The sequence below is a fragment of the Cryobacterium sp. TMT2-4 genome (assembly GCF_004402575.1).
GTDB classification, from domain to species: domain Bacteria; phylum Actinomycetota; class Actinomycetes; order Actinomycetales; family Microbacteriaceae; genus Cryobacterium; species Cryobacterium sandaracinum.
Window position 1 is genome coordinate 1 of record NZ_SOGE01000020.1, and the last position, 23,334, is coordinate 23,334.

The 23,334-nt window shown below is 68.3% G+C and carries 21 protein-coding genes; 9 read left to right on the forward strand and 12 right to left on the reverse strand.

Annotated features, from left to right (window positions below; translation table 11 throughout):
• Positions 1-238: 238 nt before the first annotated feature.
• The 3 genes from E3O54_RS16260 to E3O54_RS17135 form a co-directional block, all read right to left on the reverse strand.
• Entirely contained in the window at positions 239-2,041 is a 1,803-nt protein-coding gene (locus tag E3O54_RS16260; RefSeq protein ID WP_166805206.1) for a hypothetical protein, read from the reverse strand.
• Between the two features lie 410 nt (positions 2,042-2,451).
• Positions 2,452-3,000, reverse strand: coding sequence for an orotate phosphoribosyltransferase (gene pyrE, locus E3O54_RS05955; RefSeq protein ID WP_134401163.1), 549 nt, complete (start codon positions 2,998-3,000; stop codon positions 2,452-2,454).
• Between the two features lie 52 nt (positions 3,001-3,052).
• Positions 3,053-3,175, reverse strand: coding sequence for a hypothetical protein (locus tag E3O54_RS17135; protein ID WP_255408580.1), 123 nt, complete (start codon positions 3,173-3,175; stop codon positions 3,053-3,055).
• 137 nt (positions 3,176-3,312) lie between these two features.
• Between E3O54_RS17135 and E3O54_RS05960 the strand changes: the two genes are divergently transcribed.
• Complete coding sequence (locus E3O54_RS05960) at positions 3,313-4,236, forward strand: LysR family transcriptional regulator (RefSeq protein WP_104100094.1); 924 nt, start codon at positions 3,313-3,315, stop codon at positions 4,234-4,236.
• Here the strand turns inward: E3O54_RS05960 and E3O54_RS05965 are convergent.
• The 5 genes from E3O54_RS05965 to E3O54_RS05985 form a co-directional block, all read right to left on the reverse strand.
• Positions 4,233-5,732 carry a CoA-acylating methylmalonate-semialdehyde dehydrogenase gene (locus tag E3O54_RS05965; RefSeq protein WP_134343165.1) on the reverse strand — a complete coding sequence of 500 codons (1,500 nt, stop codon included), beginning with the start codon at positions 5,730-5,732 and terminating at the stop codon, positions 4,233-4,235. The genes E3O54_RS05960 and E3O54_RS05965 overlap by 4 nt on opposite strands.
• A 56-nt stretch (positions 5,733-5,788) precedes the next feature.
• The gene (locus E3O54_RS05970; RefSeq protein WP_241976771.1) at positions 5,789-7,123 is read right to left on the reverse strand and encodes an aspartate aminotransferase family protein; all 1,335 of its coding nucleotides are present in this window, start codon (positions 7,121-7,123) and stop codon (positions 5,789-5,791) included.
• A 106-nt stretch (positions 7,124-7,229) separates the two neighbouring features.
• Positions 7,230-8,246 (reverse strand): TIGR03842 family LLM class F420-dependent oxidoreductase, encoded by a 1,017-nt coding sequence (locus tag E3O54_RS05975; RefSeq protein WP_134401164.1) that lies wholly within the window; start codon positions 8,244-8,246, stop codon positions 7,230-7,232.
• Positions 8,247-8,258: 12 nt separating this feature from the next.
• Entirely contained in the window at positions 8,259-9,695 is a 1,437-nt protein-coding gene (gene hydA / locus E3O54_RS05980) for a dihydropyrimidinase (RefSeq protein WP_104100111.1), read from the reverse strand.
• Positions 9,696-9,705: 10 nt separating this feature from the next.
• Positions 9,706-10,554: a nitrilase-related carbon-nitrogen hydrolase gene (locus tag E3O54_RS05985; protein WP_134401165.1), complete on the reverse strand. Its 849-nt coding sequence runs from the start codon at positions 10,552-10,554 to the stop codon at positions 9,706-9,708.
• A gap of 473 nt (positions 10,555-11,027) precedes the next feature.
• On the opposite strand from E3O54_RS05985, the gene E3O54_RS05990 reads away from it, so the two are divergent.
• The 5 genes from E3O54_RS05990 to cofD all read left to right on the forward strand — a co-directional run bounded on the left by E3O54_RS05990 (position 11,028) and on the right by cofD (position 16,203).
• Positions 11,028-11,813, forward strand: coding sequence for a (S)-acetoin forming diacetyl reductase (locus tag E3O54_RS05990; protein WP_104100090.1), 786 nt, complete (start codon positions 11,028-11,030; stop codon positions 11,811-11,813).
• A gap of 321 nt (positions 11,814-12,134) precedes the next feature.
• Positions 12,135-13,160 carry a putative F420-0 ABC transporter substrate-binding protein gene (locus E3O54_RS05995; RefSeq protein WP_134401166.1) on the forward strand — a complete coding sequence of 342 codons (1,026 nt, stop codon included), beginning with the start codon at positions 12,135-12,137 and terminating at the stop codon, positions 13,158-13,160.
• 165 nt (positions 13,161-13,325) lie between these two features.
• Complete coding sequence (locus E3O54_RS06000) at positions 13,326-14,348, forward strand: putative F420-0 ABC transporter permease subunit (protein WP_134401175.1); 1,023 nt, start codon at positions 13,326-13,328, stop codon at positions 14,346-14,348.
• On the forward strand, positions 14,339-15,205 hold the full coding sequence (locus tag E3O54_RS06005; protein WP_134401167.1) for an ABC transporter ATP-binding protein: 867 nt from the start codon (positions 14,339-14,341) through the stop codon (positions 15,203-15,205). The genes E3O54_RS06000 and E3O54_RS06005 overlap by 10 nt, the downstream gene beginning before the upstream one ends.
• A complete protein-coding gene (cofD, locus tag E3O54_RS06010) occupies positions 15,202-16,203 on the forward strand; it encodes a 2-phospho-L-lactate transferase (protein ID WP_134401168.1) in 1,002 nt (333 codons plus the stop codon). Before E3O54_RS06005 ends, cofD begins: the two co-directional genes overlap by 4 nt.
• A gap of 167 nt (positions 16,204-16,370) precedes the next feature.
• Here cofD and cofC read toward each other — a convergent pair whose 3' ends face one another.
• The 3 genes from cofC to E3O54_RS06025 are packed head-to-tail and all read right to left on the reverse strand — an operon-like array spanning position 16,371 to position 18,849.
• Positions 16,371-17,024, reverse strand: a complete 654-nt coding sequence (gene cofC / locus E3O54_RS06015; protein WP_134401169.1) for a 2-phospho-L-lactate guanylyltransferase — start codon at positions 17,022-17,024, stop codon at positions 16,371-16,373.
• A complete protein-coding gene (gene cofE, locus E3O54_RS06020; RefSeq protein ID WP_198411439.1) occupies positions 17,021-17,845 on the reverse strand; it encodes a coenzyme F420-0:L-glutamate ligase in 825 nt (274 codons plus the stop codon). The genes cofC and cofE overlap by 4 nt, the downstream gene beginning before the upstream one ends.
• A 2-nt stretch (positions 17,846-17,847) precedes the next feature.
• Entirely contained in the window at positions 17,848-18,849 is a 1,002-nt protein-coding gene (locus E3O54_RS06025) for a TIGR03557 family F420-dependent LLM class oxidoreductase (protein WP_104194343.1), read from the reverse strand.
• A gap of 109 nt (positions 18,850-18,958) precedes the next feature.
• Between E3O54_RS06025 and E3O54_RS06030 the strand changes: the two genes are divergently transcribed.
• Positions 18,959-19,795, forward strand: a complete 837-nt coding sequence (locus tag E3O54_RS06030) for an exodeoxyribonuclease III (protein ID WP_134343170.1) — start codon at positions 18,959-18,961, stop codon at positions 19,793-19,795.
• Between the two features lie 441 nt (positions 19,796-20,236).
• Here the strand turns inward: E3O54_RS06030 and E3O54_RS06035 are convergent, their stop codons facing one another.
• Complete coding sequence (locus tag E3O54_RS06035; protein WP_134343171.1) at positions 20,237-20,737, reverse strand: hypothetical protein; 501 nt, start codon at positions 20,735-20,737, stop codon at positions 20,237-20,239.
• A 149-nt stretch (positions 20,738-20,886) separates the two neighbouring features.
• Here E3O54_RS06035 and E3O54_RS06040 point away from each other — a divergent pair, with 149 nt between their 5' ends.
• Together E3O54_RS06040 and E3O54_RS06045 are read left to right on the forward strand one after the other, a co-directional pair.
• Complete coding sequence (locus tag E3O54_RS06040) at positions 20,887-22,254, forward strand: hemolysin family protein (protein ID WP_134401176.1); 1,368 nt, start codon at positions 20,887-20,889, stop codon at positions 22,252-22,254.
• Entirely contained in the window at positions 22,247-23,287 is a 1,041-nt protein-coding gene (locus tag E3O54_RS06045) for a hemolysin family protein (protein WP_134343172.1), read from the forward strand. Before E3O54_RS06040 ends, E3O54_RS06045 begins: the two co-directional genes overlap by 8 nt.
• Positions 23,288-23,334: the final 47 nt, after the last annotated feature.

The following is a 23,334-nucleotide window of genomic DNA, read 5'->3' on the forward strand; positions in this document are numbered from 1 at the left end:
ATCACCCGACGCCCTCATCGCCCTCGCCATGCTCAGCCTCGGCGGCCACAAACCAGTGCTCCCCGGCCGGGTTTAACCCACGGATGAAGCAGGAGAGCCAAAATCTCCGTCGAATTCGTTCGAACATCGGGCATGGGGGGGCAACGGCGGATCCCGGTTGCACGGCTGGGGTTCCGCTGCGCTACAAGACAGCCAGACAGCCAGGCGGCAGACGTCGGTGCCGGATGCTCCGGAACGCTTATGCGGAGGGTACCGGTCCGGGGCCCGCGATGCTCGCGTTCATCGGCTCGCCGGAGGCCCGGCTCACGAAGCAGTAGTAGGAGCGGCCGCCATCGGACCACTGTTCCTCGGTGATCGGGTAACTACCCTGCACCTGCACGTCGCCGTAGGCCGAGGCCGCGGCCAGGTCGATGACGCCGGTCGCGCTGCAGAGCAGGTTGATCTGCCCGGCCAGCTCGGCCTCGCCAGGGAAGGCTGTGGCGGCATCCCCGGCGAACACTCCGCGGTACACGAGCTGAGCCGCATGCGGGGTGGCACAGTCGGCGACCGTGAATTCCTCTTCCCAGGGTGTCACGTACGGCTGCAGGCATTCGCCGCCGAACAGGGTGTCCCACTGGTGCACGCCGACCGGCTGCGGGCCGGTGGCCTCGGGCGGCGCCGACGGCGCCACACTCGGGGCAGGTGTAGCGCTGGACGTGGCCACCGCAACGGGGGCAGCGTCGCCGCCGACCAGGCTCTGCCCGAGGAAGAACAGTGCCGCCAGCGCGAGCACGACCACCAGGCCGCCGACGCTCCAGATCAGAAGCCGGAGCCTGCCGGGGCGGTTGCTTCCGGGCGGGCGACCGGCCGAGGCCAGCCGCGCGGCATCGGCACCGGCGCCGGCGCCGGACGGCGCCGCGTCCACTGCGGAACGCCGGCCGTTCGCTGCGACCGGAGTGGCCACGCCCGACGAGGAGTTCGTACCCGACGCGGGGCGCGGGGATGCCGCACCGAACATATCGGTCGTACCCGACGCGGGCCGCGGAGTGGTGGCAGCAGCAGCACTCGCACCGGCGTGGATACCGGCCCCAGCCCCGGCTGGTGCAGGTTCGGGGGAAGCAGTGACGGCGGACGCGGGCGCCGCGGACGCGGACGCGGACGCGGCTGACGCGGACGCGGACGTGGCGGACAGGTGGGCCGGCGTTGCGGCCAGTGAAGGTGGAGTCGGGGCGGCGGTGGGCGCGGAGCGGGCCGCGGCCGAGGCCTGCGCCGCCGTCTCGGCCAGCCGTGTGCCTGCACGGGCATCCGGTGCGGGAAAGGCTGCCTCCGGCGCCGGGATGGCTGCCGCGGCTAACGGGGCACCTGAGGCGGCAACAACGGCCGCGGCTCTCGCCGCAACTCGGGCCCCGGCTCCAGCGATCCCGGCGGCGTCGCGGGCCTGGCCCGCGAGAGGGACCGGAGCCGACAGTGACGCGGCCAGTCGTGCGCGCAGACGGCCGCGGGCGGAGACCGGAGTTGGCAGCGCGGCCGGCTCGGGGTCGGGAGCAGGCGGCGTGCGCCCGGCCAGCAGATCGGCGGCCGCGACCTCCTCAGCGGTCAGCTCGAGCGGCGACTGCGTGAAGGTGGTCCACCACGGCGCCGGTGCGAGATCGGCTTTCTCCGAACGGATGCTGCCGCTCCGGTCAGACTCGTCCGGCCCGTTCCCGCCGAGCATCGGCAGAGGCGCGGGAGCCTCGACGGGTGCCAGAGGGGCCGGTGCCGACGCGTCGGGCGCCCACGGGGCGGGCCCCGAAGCTGAGGCCGAGCGTGTTTCGGCCGGCGTCAGTTCCGAAGCCGAGTCATCCGTGAGCGCGGCGGACGAAGCCGCCGACCTGACAGCGGCCGAGGGCGCGAACGCGGCCGGCTGGAGCTCGGAAAACGCGGCCGCAGACGAGGACGCGGCCGCAGCCGCCGCGACGGCAGCAGACGAAGCAGCCCCGGAAGCAGCCCCATCGACTGCAGAGGCAGCACGCGCCGGGTTTGCGGGCGTCAGGACGAACAGGGCCGCGGTCGTGATCGGCACGGATCCGGTCACATTCGCTGGCCCCGCAGCCGAAGGCGTCGCTCCAGCCGAAGGCGTCGCTCCAGCCGAAGGCGTCGCTCCAGCCGATGGCGTCGCTCCCGACGAAGGCACAGGAGCGGCAGGAGGCGCCGGAGCGGGACCAGCAGCGCCAGCCGCAGCAGCGGCGGCCCGAGCCGCGGCACCCTTGGCGAGTCGAGGGTCAGGCTGGGAGGTCGGCTTGAGCCCCCAGAGGAAGACGCCGGTATGGGTCGTCGGCTCGGCGGGTGCCGGTGGAACAATGCGGGAGGTTCTCGGCCACCGCGGCGACTGGCGGGGCGAATATTCGTCCGGCAGGGCCGGGCGCGCGCCGTCACCGAGCTGAGATGCCAGCCACTTCATTCCGTCCTCGCCGGGCACCTCATTTGTGGGCACTAGTTCAGCCCCAGGTCCTCAAGGCCGATCGCGGCGTAATAGGGGTAGCCCGCGGCTTCGATCACTTCGCGCGCGCCCGTGTTCCGGTCGACCACGACGGCGACGGCGACGATGATCGCACCGACCTTGAGGAGCGCGTCGATCGCCGCCAGGGGCGAACCGCCCGTGGTGGACGTGTCTTCGAGCACGACGACGCGCTTGCCGGCGAGATCGGGTCCTTCGACCTGCTTGCCCCGGCCGTGGTCCTTGGGCTCCTTGCGCACGACGAAGGCGTCGTACACGGCTCCGCGTGCCACGCCCTGGTGCAGGATGGCCGCCGCCACCGGGTCGGCACCCATGGTCATGCCGCCGACCGCGGTGACATCCGGAATGTGCGCGATCAGGTCGAGCATGACCTGGCCGATCAGTGGGGCGACGCGATGGTCGAGGCTGACCTTGCGCAGGTCGACGTAATACGTCGCCTTCTTGCCGCTGGTCAAAGTGAAATCCCCGCGGAAAACGGCCTCGGCCGAGATGTGGGCGATGAGCTGCTGGCGTGTGTCCGTCACAGGACCAACTTTAGGCCATCGCCCGGTCGGTGAACCTGAAGCAGGCGTTGCTCTAGAAGATACGAACGAGCTTGCGCTCGGGAACGCGGCGGAATCCGTCCTTGTGCACGTCGACGACGACGGCAACGACGGAGGAGATGACGATGAGAACGAGAACGGCGAGAAGAACAAACACGGTCGTACCTTTCGGGAAATGGGGTTGAGTATCGGGGAGACGGAGGCACCATTGCTCGAGTTCGACGTATTCATTTCATCATCTTTGACTTTGCAGCACAATCACATAGTTCTGCACGGAGTGTGTAGCGTTACTACATGGATGTCCAACGACTCGAACTTCTCCGCGAACTGGCCGAGCGCCACAGCATCACTGAGGTTGCCCGCGCCACGCACCGCACGCCATCCGCTGTCTCGCAGCAGCTGAAAGTGCTCGAACGCGAGGCCGGCCTTCCGCTCACCGAGCGCAGCGGTCGCGGCCTCATTCTGACGGATGCCGGCCGCGCTCTGGCCCGCAGCGCGACGGATGTCGCGGTCGCCCTCGCCCGCGCCCGGGCGGTCTGGGACGAGTTCCGCAACGACGCCACGGGCGAGGTGAGCCTGGTCACCTTTCCGACCGCGGGCGAGATGCTGCTGCCGGGAGCGGTGAGAAGCATCGCCGCCGTGCCCGGACTCATCGTCAACTGCACCGACAAGGACCCGGAGCTGAGCGACTTCCCCGCGCTCACGGCGGAGTACGACATCGTGCTCGCCTACAGCCTGCGCGGCCAGCTTCCATGGGGCGGGCGCGGACTGACGGTGGTCCCGCTGATGACAGAGCCGCTCGACGTCGGGCTGCCGGCCGACCACCGGCTGGCCTCCCGGTCGTGGATCACCCCGGCGGACGTGATCGGCGAGACCTGGATCGGCGCACCGACCGGCTACCCGTTCGAGCGCATCCTGCACCAGATCGAGCAGAAGGCAGGGAGTCAGATCACCGTCGCCCAGCAGTTCGCCGACCTGCGGGTGATCGAAGCGTTCGTCGTGGCAGGCCTCGGCATCGCTCTGGTGCCCCGGTACACCTGGGGCGGCGACCAGCCGGGCCGCCTCGTGCTCAAGCCGCTCCGCGGGGTGGACGCCGAACGGCAAATCGTGGCGCTGATGCGCCCCGATCGGGCCGAGCGCCTCGCCGTGCGCACCGTTCTGGAGGTGCTCCGCACCGAGGCCGCCCGCGTGCAGGCCAAGCACGCCCTCATCCCCTAGGCGTTCTGTGGGAAGCCCAGGTTGATACCGCCGTGGCTCGGGTCCAGCCACCGGCTCGTGATGGCCTTCTCTCGGGTGTAGAAGGCGATCCCGGCCGGGCCGTAGGCCTTGGCGTCGCCGAACAGGGAGTCCTTCCAACCGCCGAACGAGTGGTAGGCCACGGGCACCGGGATCGGCACGTTGATGCCGACCATACCGACCTGCACCTCGTTCTGGAACCGCCTGGCCGCACCGCCGTCGTTGGTGAAGATGGCCGTGCCGTTGCCGTAGCGGCTGCGGTTGATCAGGTCGAGTCCCTCGGCGTAGCTGGCGACCCGCACGATGGAGAGCACCGGGCCGAAGATCTCGTCGAGGTAGACGTCCGAGTCCGTGCTGACCTTGTCGAAGAGGGTCGGGCCGAGCCAGAATCCGCTCGCGTCACCGTCCACCTCGATACCGCGGCCGTCCACGACGACCTCGGCTCCGTCGGTCTGGGCGAGGTCGATGTAGGACGCCACCTTGTCGCGGTGTACCTTCGTGATCAGAGGTCCCATGTCGCATCCGCGCATGCCGTCGCCCACCTTGAGGCTCTTCAGCCGCGCAGTGATCTTCGCGACCAGGTCGTCAGCGACCGGTTCCACGGCCACCACCACGCTGATCGCCATGCAGCGCTCACCGGCCGAGCCGAAGCCGGCGTTGACCGCGGCATCCGCGGCCAGGTCCAGGTCTGCGTCCGGCAGCACGAGCATGTGGTTCTTCGCGCCGCCGAGGGCCTGCACGCGCTTGCCGTGGTGGGCGGCCGTCTCGTAGATGTACTGCGCGATCGGCGTGGAGCCGACGAACGAGATCGCCTGCACGTCGGGGTGCACGAGCAGGGCGTCGACGGCTTCCTTGTCGCCGTGCAGGACGTTGAGCACACCGGCGGGCAGGCCGGCCTCGGTCATCAGGGCAGCCATCCAGTTCGACGCGGACGGGTCTTTCTCGCTCGGTTTGAGCACGACCGTGTTGCCGGCCGCGATGGCGATCGGGAAGAACCAGAGGGGCACCATGGCTGGAAAGTTGAACGGGCTGATGATGCCCACCACGCCGAGCGGCTGGCGCAGCGTGTAGACGTCGACGCCCGTGGACACGTTCTCGGAGTACTCGCCCTTGCTCAGGTGCGGCATGCCGAGCGCGAACTCGACGACCTCGAGGCCGCGCGCGATCTCGCCGAGCGCATCCGAGGTCACCTTGCCGTGTTCGGCGGTGAGGATGTCGGCCAGCTCGCCTTTGCGCGCGTTCAGCAGTTCGCGGAAGTTGAACATCACGCCCTGGCGCTTGGCTTGGGATGTGTCGCGCCAGAGCGGATAGGCAGCGTGGGCGGAGGCGACGGCGGTGTCGACGTCGGTGGCACTGGCCAGGATTACGTTCTTCGCGACGGCGCCGAGGGCGGGGTTGAAGACGGGCGCGGTGCGGGTCGAGGCTCCCCGGAGGGGAGCCCCGTCGACCCAGTGGGTGATGAGGGGCAGTTCGGTCATGGGCGTTCGTCTCTCTTCATTCTCTTCATCGAGTCGGGGTGAGGGTGCGCGGGGCGTCAGACAAGCCGGTCGAGGCTGAGGACCTCGTCGTAGATAGTGAGCGCCTCGGCGACCTCGGCGTCGGTGACGACGCAGGGCGGCACCACGTGGATGCGGTTCTCGGCCAGGAACGGCAGCAGGTTGCGGGCCAGCAGCTCCGATTTGATCCGGCCCATCACGGCGCCGCTGAGCGGCTGGCGGGTCTCCCGGTCGGAGACGAGTTCCATCGCCCAGAACACGCCGACCCCGCGCACCTCTCCGATGATCGGGTGCTTAGCCTGCAGCTCGGCGAGCCCGGGGGCGAGCACGTCGCGCCCGATCCGGGCGGCGTTCTCCACGATGCCCTCGTTCTTCATGGCGTCCAGGGCCGCCACGATCGACGCCATCGCCAGCGGATGTCCGCTGTAGGTGAGGCCACCGGGATAGACCGTGGTGTCGAAGTCGTGGGCGATGGGCTCGGAGATGATCACACCGCCGGTGGGCACATAACCGGAGTTGACGCCCTTCGCGAAAGTGATCAGGTCCGGCACCACGTCGAAGCCGTCGAACGCGAACCAGTTGCCGGTGCGGCCGAAGCCGGCCATCACCTCGTCGAGGATCAGCATGATGCCGTACCGGTCGCAGAGGGCCCGCACGCCGGCGAGGTAGCCGGGCGGCGGCACGAGCACGCCGGCGGTGCCGGGGATGGATTCCAGCAGCACGGCCGCGATGCCCGCGGGTCCCTCACTCTGGATCACGTGCTCGAGGTGGCGCAGGGCCCGCTCCGACTCCTGCTCGGGGCTGGTCGCCCAGAACTCGCTGCGGTAGAGGTAGGGGCCGAAGAAGTGCACGTGCCCGCGGGCGAACTCATTCGGGATGCGGCGCCAGTCGCCGGTCGCGACGATGGCCGCGCCCGTGTTGCCGTGGTACGAGCGGTAGGTGGAGAGCACCTTGTCGCGGCCCGTGTGCAGGCGCGCCATGCGGATCGCGTTCTCGATCGCATCCGCCCCGCCGTTGGTGAAGAAGACCTTGTTGAAGCCCTCCGGCGCCCGTTCGACGATGCGCTGGGCGGCCTCGCCGCGGGTCAGGGTCGCCGTGGAGGGCGCCACCGTGGCGAGCCGACCGGCCTGCTCGATGATGGCCGCGGTGACGGCCGGATGCTGGTGGCCGATGTTCACGTTGACGAGCTGGCTGGAGAAGTCCAGATAGCTGCGCCCGTCATAATCCCAGACCCGGGAGCCCTGCCCGCCGGCGATCACCAGCGGCTTGAGGGCACCCTGGGCCGACCAGGAGTGGAAGACGTGCGCCCGGTCAAGGTCGTAGGCGAGCTCGTTGCGGCTGGCCGTGGCGCTTGGGGAAGTGATGTCATTCACAGATATCGGGTTCTTTCTCTCTGCGTTGAGATGGTGAGGCCGTGGATCGCCCACCTTCAGTGTGACCTCGATCGGCTTGAAGTCTGCACCATTCACCTGAATCGGGTCATTTCTTTGCCACGATGGGCTTGGTCATCGCCGGGATCACGGTCTCCCCGTAGACGCGCATCGTCTCTTCCTTGTTGTCGTGCTGCAGGTAGCCGGCGAACTGGTCGACGCCGATGGCGCGCAGGGCCTCGAGCTTTTCGATGTGGTCCTTCGCGGTGCCGAGCAGACAGAACCGGTCGACGATCTCGTCGGGCACGAACTCGGCGTGCGCGTTTCCGGCACGGCCGTGTTCGTTGTAGTCGTAATCCTGCCGGCCAATAATGTAGTCGGTGAGGGCCTTCGGCACATGAGATTCGGTGCCGTACTTGGCGACGATGTCGGCCACGTGATTGCCGACCATGCCGCCGAACCAGCGGCACTGGTTGCGCATGTGGCCCCAATTGTCGCCGATGTACATGGGCGCGGCCACGCAGAACTTGACCGCCATCGGGTCGCGGCCGGATTTCGCCGCGGCCTCCCGCACGGTCTTGATCATCCACTCGGCCACGTCGAGGTCGGCCATCTGCAGGATGAAACCGTCGCCGACCTCGCCCGCGAGCTTGAGCGCGAGGGGCCCGTAGGCCGCCACCCACACGTCAAGGGTGGAGCCGCGGCTCCACGGAAACTGCAGGGTCGCGCCGTTGTATTCGACCGACCGGGAGTTCGCGAGTTCCCGGATCACGTGCACCGACTCGCGCAGCGTCTTCAGGGTGGTGGGAGTTCCGTTGATGACCCGCACCGCCGAATCCCCGCGGCCGATGCCGCAGATGGTGCGGTTGCCGTACATCTCGTTCAGCGTCGCGTAGGTGGAGGCCGTGACCGTCCAGTCGCGGGTGCCCGGGTTGGTGACCATGGGTCCGACGATGATCCTGTCCGTCTCCGCGAGGATGCGGCTGTAGATGACGTAGGGCTCCTGCCAGAGCAGATGCGAGTCGAACGTCCAGACGTGGCTGAAGCCGTGCGCCTCGGCCAGTTTGGCCAATTGCACGGTGCGGGCGGATGGGGGGTTGGTCTGCAGCACTGCTCCGAAGTCCATCTGGGGTCCCGTCTAGATCAGGTACTGGCTCAGGCCGCGCTTGACGAACCGGCCGTCACCCTTGGAGCCGAGATAGGAGCTGTCGTCGATGATGACCTTGCCGCGGGACAGAACGGTGTCGACGTGACCGTCGATCTCGTAGCCTTCCCAGGCGGAGTGGTCCATGTTCATGTGGTGGGTCTTGCCATTCCCGTTGACGGGCAGGCCGATCGAGGTGTGGCCGTTCGGGTCGTAGATCACGATGTCGCCGTCGGCGCCCGGCTGGATGACCCCCTTTTTGCCGTACAGCCCGAACATCCGTGCCGGGGTTGTCGCGGTGATCTCCACCCAGCGTTCGAGCGAGATGCGGCCGTTGACGACGCCCTGGTAGAGCAGGTCCAGGCGGTGCTCGACCGAGCCGATGCCGTTCGGGATCTTCGAGAAGTCGCCGAGGCCCAGCTCTTTCTGCCCCTTCATGCAGAACGGGCAGTGGTCGGTGGAGACCATCTGGATGTCGTTGGTGCGCAGGCTCTGCCACAGGTGGTCCTGGTGGCCCTCGGCCTTCGAGCGCAGTGGCGTGGAGCAGACCCACTTCGCGCCCTCGAACCCCGGTGCCCCGAGATTCTCCTCGAGCGACAGGTAGAGGTATTGCGGGCAGGTCTCACCGAACACGTTCTGGCCGTGGTCCCGGGCGGCGGCGATCTGCTCCACGGCCTGCTTGGCGCTCACGTGCACCACGTAGAGCGGCGCCCCGGTGAGGTTCGCGAGCATGATCGCGCGGTGCGTGGCCTCCTCCTCCAGCTGCCAGGCGCGCGCGACACCGTGGTAGTAGGGGTCAGTCTTGCCCTCTGCGAGCAGCTGCGTGACGAGCACGTCGATGGCCGGGCCGTTCTCGGCGTGCATCATGGTCATCAGCCCGGTCTCGGCGGACTTCTGCATGGCGCGCAGCACCTGCGCGTCATCCGAGTAGAAGACGCCGGGATAGGCCATGAACAGTTTGAAGCTGGAGATGCCCTCGTCCAGCAGCCCGTCCATCGCCTGCAGCGAGTCCTCATTGAGGTCGCCGATGATCTGGTGGAACCCGTAGTCGATGGCGCAGTTTCCGGCCGCCTTCTCGTGCCAGGCCGCCAAACCGTCGAAGACCCGCTGGCCGTAGCTCTGCACTGCGAAGTCGACGATGGTGGTGGTGCCGCCCCAGGCCGCGGCCCGGGTGCCGGTCTCGAAGGTGTCGCTGGCCGCGGTGCCGCCGAACGGCAACTGCATATGCGTGTGCGCGTCGACGCCGCCGGGGATCACGTACTTGCCGGTGGCGTCGATCACACGGTCGACGGATGCGGCGAGGTCGTTCCCGAGGAGAGCCGAGCCAGGTGCCAGCACGGCGACGATGATCTCGCCGTCGATGAGGACATCCGCCTGCACCCGGCCGGTCGCGCTGACCACGGTGCCGTTCTGGATCAGGGTCGTCACGATGCGCCCCTGGCTACGGCCGGGCGATCGGGCCGTAGGAGTCGGGACGGCGGTCCCGGTAGAACTGCCACGAGTTGCGCACCTCTCGGATGACGCCCAGGTCGAGGTCGCGGATGACGACCTCCTCGGTGTCGGTGGAGGCCACCTCGCCGACGTAGTTGCCGCGCGGGTCGACGAAGTAGGAGCTGCCGTAGAAGGTGACGGCGTCGGCGCCGAACTCCTCGGTCTCGGTGCCGATGCGGTTGTTGGCGCCGATGTAGTACTGGTTGGCGACGGCGGCGGCCGGCTGCTCGAGCTCCCAAAGCCGGTTCGAGAGGCCGGGCTTGGTGGCTGAGGGGTTGAAGACAATCTCGGCGCCGTTCAGGCCAAGCACCCGCCAGCCCTCCGGGAAGTGCCGGTCGTAGCAGATGTAGACGCCGATCTTGCCGACCATGGTGTCGAAGACGGGGTAGTCGGCGTTTCCGGGGCGGAAGTAGAACTTCTCCCAGAACTGGGGCAGGTGGGGGATGTGGTGCTTGCGGTACTTGCCGAGGTAGGTGCCGTCGGCGTCGATCACGGCGGCCGTGTTGTAGAGCACGCCGGGCTGCTCCTCCTCGTAGACGGGGAGCACGATCACCATCGTGTGCTCGGCGGCGAGCTTCTGGAACCGCTCCACGAGTGGTCCCGGCACGCTCTGCGCGTAGTCGTAGTACGTGGAGTCCTGCACAATGCCGAAGTAGGGGCCGTGGAACAGCTCCTGGAAGCAGATCACCTGCACTCCCGCTTCGGCGGCGGTGCGCACGAATCCCTCGTGCTTCTTGATCATCGACTCCTGGTCGCCCGTCCACTCGGTCTGGGTGATTGCGGCCCGAACTACAGTCATCTTGTCTCCACATTCGCCAGTGACGGAACACCGTTGAGCCGAACGACAGCGTCCGGGCTTATTAGTCTTCGACGCAAACATTTGGTGCTGTTTTTCTGTGTGACTAACGCGTATATCATCCTGTCGAGCGAATCTCTTGGTGGCAAGGGTTCATGCAAACCGTTATCGTCGCGGTCGGGCACGGGGTCACTGGCCGACCGAATATCACTCGATCGCGCCTACAATGGGGGTAATGCCTCGTCTGCTGCTGGAGTTCTTAGACAACATCGACACAAAAAACGGGGATGTCTCAGATTCACCCCGAGAGGTTCACCCTCGGGGCCGCTCATCCGCCGCGACGACGCCGGAAATTCTCGGTGCGCGCCGCGCTGCTGGCGCCGTGCGTATCGGATCAGTAAAACTCCTGTCCTGCCTTGACATGACGTCATCGACTCGCCGGCAGGTTGCGAATAATCGAGATTGGAATCAATACCATGGCACGCACAGAAAACGGAAAAGTCGCACTCGTTACCGGTGGTGGACAGGGGATTGGTCAGGCCATTGCTGAGCGACTCCACGCTGACGGCTTCAAGGTCGCCATCGCCGACCTGAACCGTGCGACCGCAGGCGCAGTTGCCGAATCCCTGGGAGGCAAGGAGGGCGGAGCACTCGCACTGCACGTCGATGTCTCCGACCGAGACAGCGTGTTCGCCGCGGTCGAGCAGGCTGTCACGGAGCTCGGGGGCTTCGACGTCATCGTCAACAACGCCGGCATCGCCCCGACGTCTCCAATCGATGACATCACCCAGGAAAGCATCGCAAAAATATTCTCCATCAACTTCAACGGCGTGGTGTGGGGCATTCAGGCAGCCACCAAGGCGTTCAAAGAGCTCGGCCACGGTGGAAAGATCATCAGTGCTGCGTCCCAGGCCGGTCACGTCGGGAACCCCGGCATCGCGTTGTACTCGGCCACCAAGTTCGCCATTCGTGGCTTGTCCCAGACAGCCGCCAAGGACCTGGCCCAATTCGGCATCACGGTCAACACCTTCGCCCCCGGCATCGTGAAGACGCCCCTCATGGAGGAGCTCGCGAAAAAGGTGGCAGCCGACGCGGGCCAGTCGGAAGAGTGGGGCTGGGATCAGTTCACGAACGGCATCGCCCTCGCCCGCCTGTCCGAAGCGTCCGAGGTCGCGGGGGTCGTTTCGTTCCTGGCTGGCCCCGACTCCGGCTACATCACCGGACAGTCGATTCTGGTCGACGGCGGAATGGTCTTCAACTAAGCAGAGGACGAAACTGACTCTCACCGGCCCGGCGACTGGCCGCATTGAGTATCCCGGGCGCGCCGGACATCCGTCCCCCATCGCCCCGCTCGCCCGGGATGGGCCGCGCCGAAGTTCTGGCCTAGGCTGAACGAAGACCGCCGGTTGGCTCTGACCGGTTGAGCCGGCCCCGACTTGGGCGGCAGGTCGCCGACACGTGCTCGGTCGCACCCTTCCTGCCCCGCAGTTCTCCCTGTGCTCGCCAGAGCGGGTGAATCGTCGCCATGGCGCGCTCATACCGACGATTCACCAGCTCTCGTGGCCCTGAACCGGATCGGTAACATGTCCCAATTACGTTCGTTGCGTGGTCCCCTGCTGGTGGTCGTTGCGGCGGCTGCCCTGCTGTCGAGCGGATGCGCTGCGGCGAGTCCCGTCGCCGCGCCCAGTGCCGCGCCGGGCGCGAGCGCCGGCACGGGTGGAGGCTACCCGATGACGATCGACAACTGCGGCACCGACGTGACCGTGGAGGCCGCGCCCGAACGGATCGTGACGATCAAGTCGTCGACGACCGAGCTGCTGCTCGCACTGGACCTCTCCGATCGCATCGTGGGCTCGGCGTTCCTCGACGGCCCGCTGCCGGCATCCCTCGAGAAGGCCGGCGCAGGCCTGTTCGTGGTCAGCGACTTCGTGCCCGGCCAGGAGGCCGTGCTCGGACTCACGCCCGACTTCGTCTACGGCGGCTGGGAGTCCAACTTCTCGGCCGAGGGCGTGGGCGAACGCCAGAGCCTCACCGACCTCGGCATCGGCAGCTACGTTTCCCCCGCCGCCTGCAAGGGCGAGGGCTACATGCCTGACCCGCTCACTTTCGACTCCGTGTTCGCCGAGATCACCGAGGCCGGCGCGATCTTCGGCGCCGAAGAGGCCGCGGCCGACCTGGTCGCCGATCAGCAGAAGACCCTCGCGGCCCTTGACCCCGCCGCCGCGGACACCACCGCGCTCTGGTATTCCAGCGGCACCGACACTCCCTACGTGGGCGCCGGCATCGGCTCGCCCAACATGATCATGGCGGCCGCGGGCCTGACCAACGTGTTCGCCGACGTGCAGGACACCTGGACCTCGGTGGGCTGGGAGTCGGTCATCGAGGCGAACCCGAGCGTGATCGTGCTCGTCGACGCCACCTGGAACACCGCGGAGTCGAAGATCGCGAACCTCGAGACGAACCCGGCCACGCAGCAACTCGACGCCGTGAAGAACCAGCGCTACATCGTGCTGCCGTTCGCGGCCACCGAGGCCGGCATCCGCAACGTCGAAGCCGCCGCGTCAACCATCGAACAGCTCGACGCGCTCGGGTCGACGGCGGCCGGCTAGCGACCGGCGCCAGAGCACGACGCACGACGCTGGACACGCCAGGACAGCACCAACGGGACAGACACGACGGAACAGGCGAGGCAGGTGGATCGGGTGGATCGGGTGGATCGGGTGGATCGGGTGGAGCTGCAGCAGCCGGAACGCACGGCGGCCCAGAGCCGTCGCGTGGCCGGGCGCGCGCGCTACCTGGGCTGGCTCGCCCTGTCGGTCCTGGCCCTCGTGCTCACGGCGGGGCTGGCCGTGACCATCGGTCCGGCCGACGTGAGCCTGACGGATGTCGCCGCGAGCCTCGCCGGGCACCTCGGCCTGCCGGGCGCCGCCGGGGTGGCCCCGCTGACCGACTCGATCGTGTGGCAGCTGCGCCTGCCGCGCGTTCTGACCGCGGCCGCTGTCGGCGCGGGGCTCGCGCTCTGCGGCGCGGTGATGCAGTCGGTGACCCGCAACCCGCTGGCGGACCCCTACCTGCTCGGGCTGTCGAGCGGGGCCTCTCTCGGCGCGGTCTGTGTGATCGTTCTCGGCGTCGCGGTGGCGCTGCCGGCCGCGGCGTTCCTCGGCGCGCTGGCAGCCCTCGTCGCCACGCTGAGCATCGCGCGGGTCGCCAACACGATCGCGCCCGGGCGCGCGGTGCTCTCGGGCCTGGCCATCGCTCAACTGGGTGCGGCCGGCACGTCCTTCATCATCTTCTGGGCAGCCAAGGGCGACTCCTACCGGGAGATCCTCAACTGGCTGCTGGGCTCGCTGGCCGGCAGCTCGTGGTCGAGCGTCGTCATCTCGGGCACTGCCCTCGTGGTGGTCGGCGCCGGGATCGTGCTCTCGGCCACCCGTCTGGACGCGTTCACCTTCGGGGACACCGCCGCGGCATCCCTCGGCATCAACGTCAACGGCACCCGGTGGATACTGCTCGGCGCGGTGGCGCTACTGACCGGCGCCATGGTGGCCGTGAGCGGGGCCATCGGCTTCGTCGGCCTGATCCTGCCGCACCTGGTGCGCGGCCTGAGCGGGCCCGGCCACCGCCGCCTGCTGCCGCTGACCGTGGTGCTCGGCGCCCTGTTCCTGATCGTGGCCGACACGGTCGCCCGCACGGTATTCGACCCCCGCGAGCTGCCCGTGGGCATCATCACCGCGCTGATCGGCGTGCCCGTCTTCATCGTGCTGATCAAGAGCAGAAAGGCCGCCGCATGGTCGTGATCCTCGACCGGGTGTCGTTTCAGGTCGACGGCACCCCGATTCTGACCGATGTGTCGGCGGTCGTGCCCACGGGCGCAGTGACCGGCCTGCTCGGACCCAACGGGGCCGGCAAGTCCACCCTGTTGCGCCTGATCGCAGGGCTGGAGGCACCGGATGCCGGCGGCGTCGAACTCGACGGAGCGCGATCCGGCAGAGGGTCCGGGCTGTCGCGGCGCGAGACCGCCCGGCGGGTGGCGCTGCTCGAACAGAACGCCGCGCCCAGCGTCGACCTCACGGTGCGCGAGGTCGTGCTCCTCGGCCGGATCCCGCACCGCAGCCGGGTGCTCGGCAGCTTCGGCGGCGACGACGACCACCGGGTGGCCGAGGAATCGCTGGCCGTGGTCGGCGGCAGCGACCTCGCCGACCGGGCGTGGCATACGCTCAGCGGCGGCGAGCAGCAGCGCGCGCAGATCGCCCGAGCGTTGGCGCAGCGGCCGAGTCTGCTGCTGCTGGACGAGCCGAACAACCACCTCGATGTGAGCGCCCAGATCGGGCTGCTCGGGCAGGTGCGCGGGCTCTGCGCGGGCGCGGCCGGCACGGGCCTGACCGCGATCATGGCCCTGCACGATCTGAATCTGGCCGCCGCGTTCTGCGACCAGATCCTGCTGCTGCACCACGGGCGACTGGTCGCGGCCGGCACCCCCGAGGCGGTGCTGCGGCCGGCGACCATCGCGGAGGTCTACGGCGTGGACTGCGACGTGATCCCACATCCGCGCGGCGGGCATCCGGTGATCGTGTTCGCTCCATCCACGCCGATTCCGACCTTCCCGTTTCCCCGTGAACCCGAAGTCACCCAGCACGGAAGAGCGCACAGATGACGACCATCACCGTTCTGGCCGGCGGCATCGGCGGCGCCCGGTTCACCCGCGGGCTGCTGAAGCACCTGGCGGAAACCGAGCCGGAGGCGACGGTGACGGTGATCGTGAACACGGGCGATGACATGTGGCTGGACGGGCTGCGCATCTGCCCGGACCTCGACACCGTGATGTACACCCTCGGCGGAGGCATCAACGAGGAGCAGGGTTGGGGGCGGCCCGAGGAGTCCCGCCGCGCCTCCGCTGAGATCGCCGCCTACGGGCGTGGCTGGTCCTGGTTCACGCTCGGCGACCTGGATCTGGCCACCCACATCGTGCGCAGCGACCTGCTCCGGAACGGCTCCACGTTGAGCGAGGCCACCGAGTTCCTCTGCCGCCGCTGGCAGCCCGGGGCGCGCCTGCTGCCGATGAGCGACATCCCCGTCGAGACACATGCCCGACTGGCTATGGATGCCGATGAGCACCGGGCCGGCGAGCTGATCCACTTCGAGGAGTGGTGGGTGCGCTACCGTGCCGGCGTTCCGGCGACCGAGTTCGTGCAGGTCGGACTCGAGTCCGCACTACCCGCGCCGGGCGTCGTCGACGCCATCATGACGGCCGACCTGGTGATCCTGCCGCCGTCGAACCCGGTCGTTTCGGTCGGCACGATCCTCGCCGTACCGGGCATCCGGGACGCCCTGCGTTCCAGCGCCGCCGCGGTGGTCGGCGTCTCGCCGATCATCGCGGGCGCGGCCGTGCGCGGCATGGCCGACGCCTGCCTGCACACCATCGGCGTCGATACTACGGCCGAGGCCGTGGGCCTGCACTACGGCTCCCGAGCCGCGGGCGGCGTGCTCGACGGGTGGCTGGTGGACGAGACGGATGCCGGCGCGCTGCCGGCGCTGGCGGCCGCCGGCATCCGTTCGGTCGCCGTGCCGCTCTGGATGCGGGATGCCGCGACAACCATGCGGCTCGCGGCGGATGCGCTCGCCTTCGCTCGCGGCACCCACTCCGTCGTCTGAGCGGCAGTAGCACAGCCGCGGCAGCTCCATCCGTAGCGGCAACAGTTTCGACTCCCTGCCGCAACGGGCGTGCACGTAACCTCGGAGATTTTTGCGACACGCCGCTCACGGCGCCCTGGGGTGACCCGGCGTTTCGCGAAAAATCTCTGACTGTAGCGACGCGCCGATCAGCGCGCGGCGGCCGACCCCGGGGCCTCGACGACCAGGAGGGTGTGCGGCCCGAGACCGAGCCGCTGCGCCACCGCAAGGTCGGCGGCGGTATCGACGTCGTGACGGATCGAAACGGATGCCGCCAGCACGAGCGGCACATGGCCGGCGGCCTCATGGGCGGCCCGAGAGCCAACCCCGAACCGAGGCTCGATCGGGACTCCGGCGAGCGCGAGCAGAGCCGTGGTGCCGGTTCCGGCCGCGTCGGGCACCAAACTGCGATCGTGCGCGGCGGCGAGGTGCAGAGTGCGCTCGACATCCGCGGGCGTCAGCGCCGGCAGATCGCCGGTCAGCACGGCCAGGTTTGCCTCCGGAAATGCCCCGCGGGCAACCATCAGTCCCTGCCGGATTGCCGCGTTCAACGGGTCTGCGGGCAGGATCGATTCGCGCACCGGGGCCTCGCGCACGATGTCGACCCCGAGCTCGGCCAGCCGACCCAAAAGTTCACCGTCGCCCGTGACGACCAGCACCCGGTCGACACCATGCGCCGCCAGCAGGGCCGCGACCGTGTCGAGAGCGAAGGCATCCGCCAGCCCGGCCCGATCGGGCCGCTCGCCCAGCCGGCTCTTCGCCCCGGGGTTGCCCTTGACGGGCACGATCGCCACCCAGCTCATTCGGTGACGGAAACGACGGATGCCGCGTCGACGGCGGCAGCGGCCAGCCCCGCCGTGTACCCCTCCGAGAAACCCTCGGCGTGCGCCTCGGCGCTCCCCAGCCGGAACATGTCGTTCTCGCTCGGCCGCAGCAGCCGGGTCGCTCCGCGCGCATCCGCGTCGTCGGGCTCGCCCACGAGGCGACCGAGCCCGCGCACGACCGCGACCGGGTTGCCGCTGGTCTTGCCCTTCACCAAATCGGCCGCGCCGGCGATCTCATCGGCGACCGCGGCGACGGTCACGTCGAGGCGCCGGCCGGACGCATCGGTCGTGCCGCGCAGGTCGTCGAGAACCGTGACTCCGGCGGCTCCGATCACGATGTCGGTCTGGCCCTCACGCCACGGGCGCCCGACGGTGTCGGTGATCAGCACGCCGAGCCGCAGGCTGGTGCGTTCGTGGAGGGCTGCGCAGAGGGCGCGCGCGGAGGCATCCGGATCGACGGGAAGGAGCAGCACGAACCCGTCGGGGGTGTTGCTCGCGTCGACGCCGGCCGCCGCCATCACCAGGCCCTGGCGGTTCTCGACGATCCGCGTCATCCCGCCGGGAAAGGCGCGGGTCGCGACGACCCGCACCGTCTCGTCGGTGATCGCCTGTTCCCGATCGGCCGCCCGCACTTGGCGGCCCTCGGCCTTGGACACGATCTTGCTTGTCACCGCGAGAATGTCGCCGTCGCGCAGGCGGCTGCCTGCCGCGTCGGCGATGAGCGCAGCGAGGTCTGCGCCGGCCTCGACCTCACCGATGCCCCCCAGCACGAAAACGTGCAGGCCGGTTGGTTCTGGCACCACTAGCGCACGAGCTTCGGCAGCACGGATGCGCCGAAAACGTCGATCCACTGGCGCTGGTTGCGGCCCACGTTGTGCAGGTAGATGCGGTCGAAGCCGAGGTCGACGAACTTCTGGATGTAGGCCCGGTGGTCGTCGGGGTCGGCTGAGATGATCATGCGGCCCTCGAAGTCCTCGGGCCGAACGAGTTTGGCGATCTGCTCGAATTCGAACGGTGAACGGATATCCCCCTTCGGGAACTTCATCCCGCCGTTCGGCCACTCGACCAGGGCGTTCCGCATGGCCTCCTCGTCGGTTTCGGCCCAGCTCATGTGCAGCTGCAGCACCTTGGGCATAGCGGCCGGGTCCTTGCCGCCATCCCGGGCGCCGTCGTCGAACTTGCCGAACAGCATCGAGATCTTTTCCAGCGGGGCTCCGACCGTGATCAGGCCGTCGGCGTGACGCCCGGCGCGCTTGGCCGTGACCGGGCCGGCGGTGGCGACGAGAATCTCCGGGGCCACCTCGGGCATGGTCCAGAGCCGGGTCGACTCGAGCTTGTAGAACTGGCCGGAGTGCTTGACGTCCTTGCCTGCGATGGAGGCGGTGAACAGCTTGGAGATGATCTCAATGGCCTCGAACATGCGATTGATGCGCTCGGGGGCTTCCGGCCAATACTGGCCGACGATGTGCTCGTTCAGAGCTTCGCCGGAGCCGAGGCCGAGCCAGTGCCGGCCGGGGTACATCGAGGCGAGCGTCGCGGAGGCCTGCGCCACCATCGCCGGGTGCCACCGGAAGGTGGGCGCGGTGACGCCGGGCCCGAGGTCCCCCTTCGTGCGCTCACCGATCGCCGCGAGCACGCTCCAGACGAACGAGGACTCACCCTGGGCGGGCACCCACGGTTGGAAGTGGTCGGCCGCCATCACCCCGGTGAACCCGTGTTCCTCTGCGTAGGCCGACAGGGCCACCGCCTCCGCGGGCGCGAACTGCTCCAGCATCGCCGCGTAGCCGATCTGCAAATCCGTCATGGTTACCGCCCTGCCTTTCGTTGTGGTTCGATCCTGTCACTCCCGGCTCCGAGAACTCCCCTCCCCACTTAGAAACGCCCGAGCGGCATCCGTCAAATAGGCTGGAAGCATGCGCATCGCCACCTGGAACGTCAACTCCATCCGTGCCCGAGTCGGCCGGGTCGTCGACTGGATGGTGCGCGAAGACATCGACGTGCTCGCGATGCAGGAGATCAAATGTAAGCCTCCGCAGTTCCCGGCGCAGGCGTTCGAGGACGCCGGCTACGAGCTCGCCGTCCACGGCCTCAGCCAGTGGAACGGCGTCGCGTTCGCCAGTCGCCTCGAGATGACGGATGTCGCCACCGGCTTCCCCGGCATGCCCGGCTTTCTGAAGGGCCAGGAGGGTCCCGGCCTCCCGCTCGAGGCCCGGGCGCTCGGCGTCACGGTGGAGGACCTGCGGTTGTGGAGCCTGTACGTTCCGAACGGACGCAGCATCGACGACCCGCACTTCGCCTACAAGCTGGACTGGCTGGAGCGCCTGCGCGCGCACGCCCGAAACGAACTGGCTCGCGACCCGCACCTGGCCCTCGCACTGATGGGCGACTGGAACGTGGCCCCATTCGAGCGTGACATGGGTGACCCGAGCTTCGTTCCCGGCAAATCCACTCACGTCTCCGAGCCCGAGCGGGCCGCGTTCCGCGCGTTCGAGGCGGAGGGCATCTTCGATGTGGTGCGCCCGCTGGCTCCGGAGGGTTACACCTTCTGGGACTACAAACAGCTGAGGTTCCCCCGCAACGAGGGCATGCGGATCGACTTCATCCTCGGCTCCCCCGCGTTCGCGGATCTGGTGACCGCGGCGAGCATCCACCGCAATGAGCGCAAGGGTGATGCGCCGAGCGACCACGTTCCCGTGGTCGTGGAGCTGACCCTCGAGGGCGAAGACGACGACCGCCCGATGATCTTCTAACCGGCGCACCGAGCCGGAAACGTGCCGGCAACGGCGCGTGCGAGCGCGGCGGCGCTACTCGCACAATGACTTCCATACCCTGGGGGCGCCACAGTATCGCCACAATATCGCCACAAGCGCGCCCAGCGACCTCCGTCACCGTCTCCGTCACCCGCCGCGTCGAGCCGACCCGCATCTCTGCGGCCACGCGCTGGGCTCAGCGGGGCCAGGACCTTCCTGGTCATGCCCCAGATCACCCGGATGCTGCGCCCCTGGCTGCGACGGCGGCCCCCGGTGTTAGATGAGTGAGTCCGAATCGTTTGGTTGTGTCGCTTTCGCAAGGTCAGAGCTGACCGCACCGAGTGGCCTCGGTTCATCGAAGGCGGAACGCTGTGCCCGGCGTCGAACCAATTCGACGGAGATTTTTGGTCAAGCACCCGTTTTTGAACCGAAACACGCTTTCTAAAGCAAAATCTCCGTCGAATTCGTTCGGAACGAGGCGTAGGGCGTCGGACTCAGCTCGGCCGGCATTCCCTCGCTTTGTGGTCCGGAGCCGTGTTCGGCTTCGAGCGATCGATGTCGTGCTCGGCCATCGGCCGGCCGGCCGCTAGATCGGGGCAGGCAGCGCCGCGACGGCCACCACCGCGAACAGCTTCGCAGCGTCCAGCCGGAGACGAACCGGCCGAAGATGTAGGCACCACCGGCATCACGACCCCCTTGATGACGGATGCCGCCGCCACGCGTTTGCGCGCCGATCCCGCCTTGAGCAGGCGCTCCCCGTGCAACGACATGCCGAACGCCAGGAGCAGCCGCACCCAACATGGTTTCAGCCATCGGAGTGTGAAAGAACACCCGGTTGATGGCCAGCCCGGCGCCGACGCCGATGATGCCGAGGAGCGCGACGAGACAGCCCACCAGGATCACGAATCCGATGATGGAGAAGCCGACCAGAGCACCGCCCACGCGACGAGCTTAGGGAGGCTGGAACCGAGAGTTTCCCAGCCACAGCCGGGCACCGCCCGATAGTCTTACCCTCCTCATGGACCCTGATAAACCCTCGCCCATCCAGCCACGCCTCGACATCCTGCGCCCGAGTCTGAGAGGGCCACATGCTGTTTGAGTGGGCGATGGTGGGGGTCGGGCTTCTCCTCACCGTCGGAACGGGCATCTTCGTCGCCGCCGAATTCTCCCTGGTCACCCTGAACCGCAACGAGCTCGAGGCCTGGCAGGAACGCGGCGAGAAACACCTCGGCCCGACCATCAAGGCCCTGAAGATCACCTCCACGCACCTGTCCAGCGCGCAGCTCGGCATCACGCTGACCACCCTGCTGACCGGGTTCACCTTCGAGCCCGCCATCAGCTCGCTGCTGACCGGGCCGCTCACGGGCGCCGGCGTGCCCGAAGGACTCGTGCCGCTGCTCGGCACCATCATCGCCATTTCGCTGGCCACCCTGTTCTCCATGGTGATCGGCGAGCTCATGCCGAAGAACTTCGCCCTGGCCGTGCCGCTGGCCACGGCAAAGATCGTGCTGCCCCCGCAGGCCCTGTTCACCGCCGTATTCAAGCCCGTCATTCTGCTGTTCAACAACACCGCCAACGCCCTGATCCGCCTGGTCGGCATCGAGCCGAAAGAGGAACTCTCGGGTGCCCGCAGCGCCGAAGAGCTCAGCTTCCTCGTGCGGCGGTCGGCGACGGAAGGCGTGCTCGACAACGACCACGCGGCCATGCTGCACCGCACGCTGCGCTTTGCCGACCACACGGTCGACGACGTCATGACCCCCCGGGTACGGATGTCCTCGGTCAAGGTCACCGACTCTGCCGAGAGCATCCTGGCCCTGTCCACGGCCACCGGCTACTCCCGCTTCCCCGTGATCGACAGGGATTCCGACGACATCGTCGGGGTGCTGCACGTCAAGGCGGCCTTCGCCGTCGAGCTGGCGCAACGCGACCAGGTCACCGCCGACGAGCTGAAGGTGGAGGCACTGCGTGTGCCCGAGTCGATGGCCGTCGACACGCTCCTGGGCCTGCTGCGCAGACAGGGCTTCCAGATCGCGGTCGTCGCGGACGAATACGGCGGAACGGCCGGCATTGTCACGCTCGAGGACCTCGTCGAAGAACTCGTGGGCGAGCTGGAAGACGAGCATGACCGGGCGAAAGCCGGCGTCATCCGTTCGGGTCGTTCTGTGGTGTTCGACGCCGGCTGGCGGCCGGACGAGCTGTTCGATCGGACGGGCGTCACGGTGCCCGAGGACGGCGACTACGAGACCGTCGCGGGCTTCATCGCCGATCAGCTCGACCGCATTCCCGAACTCGGCGACGAGGTCCCCGTCGACGGTGGCATCCTGCGGATCGACCGAGTCGATGGCGTGCAGGTTCAGCGCGTGCGCTACACCCCCGAAGACCCCGAGCACGATCCGAGCCTGGCCACCAGACACGACCGAATCGTCACCCGAATCCAGAAGGACCTGACCCATGAGTGAGTACTGGCCGGGCCTGATCTGGCTCGTCGTGTTGTTGACCGTCAACGCGTTCTTCGTGGGCGCCGAGTTCGCCGTGATCTCGGCCCGCCGGTCGCAGATCGAGCCGCTCGCCGCCCGCGGCAACAAGGCGGCGAAGACCACCCTCTGGGCGATGGAACACGCGACCCTGATGCTGGCGACCAGCCAGTTGGGCATCACCGTGTGTTCGCTGCTCATCCTGAACGTGTCCGAGCCGGCCATCCACGGCCTGCTGGAGTACCCGCTGGCCCTGACCGGACTCTCTGAGCGCGCGATCAGCGTGATCGCCTTCGCGAGCGCGCTCGCGCTCGTGACGTTCCTGCACGTGGTGTTCGGCGAGATGGTGCCCAAGAACATCTCCTTCTCCGTGCCCGACCGCGCCGCGCTCATCCTGGCGCCGCCGCTCGTCCTCGTCGCCCGCATCTTCAACCCGGTGATCGTCAGCCTGAACTGGCTGGCGAACGGGGTGCTGCGCCTGTTCAAGGTGCAGCCGAAGAATGAGGCGACCAGCGCATTCACCCTCGACGAGGTGGCCGGCATCGTGGAGCAGTCCACCCGCGAGGGTCTCCTGACGGATGCTTCGGGCACCCTCTCCGCCGCGTTCGAGTTCACCTCGAAGCGAGTCTCCGACGTGGAGGTGCCGATCGGCTCAATGGTCTGCCTGCCGGCATCCGCGTCACCCGCCGACATCCAGCGGGCCGTCGCCCAGCACGGCTACTCCCGGTACATCCTCACTGACGTCGACGGGCAGCCCACGGGCTACCTGCACCTGAAAGACGTGATGGACCTCACCTCCGGGAGCACGTTCACGGAGCCGGTGCCGGCCAAACGCATCCGTCGCCTGGCCTCCGTGTTCCGGGGCAGCGAGCTCGAGGATGCCCTGGCGTCAATGCGGCGCCTCGGTGCGCATGTCGCCACATCGTTCGACGCTGACGGAGTCGCCACGGGCGTTCTGTTCCTCGAGGACATCATCGAGGAGCTCGTCGGCCAGGTCGATGACGCCACCACCGTGTAGGTGACAACCGGGGCGCGGATGCCGCGTGGAATGTCAATGGGTGCCCG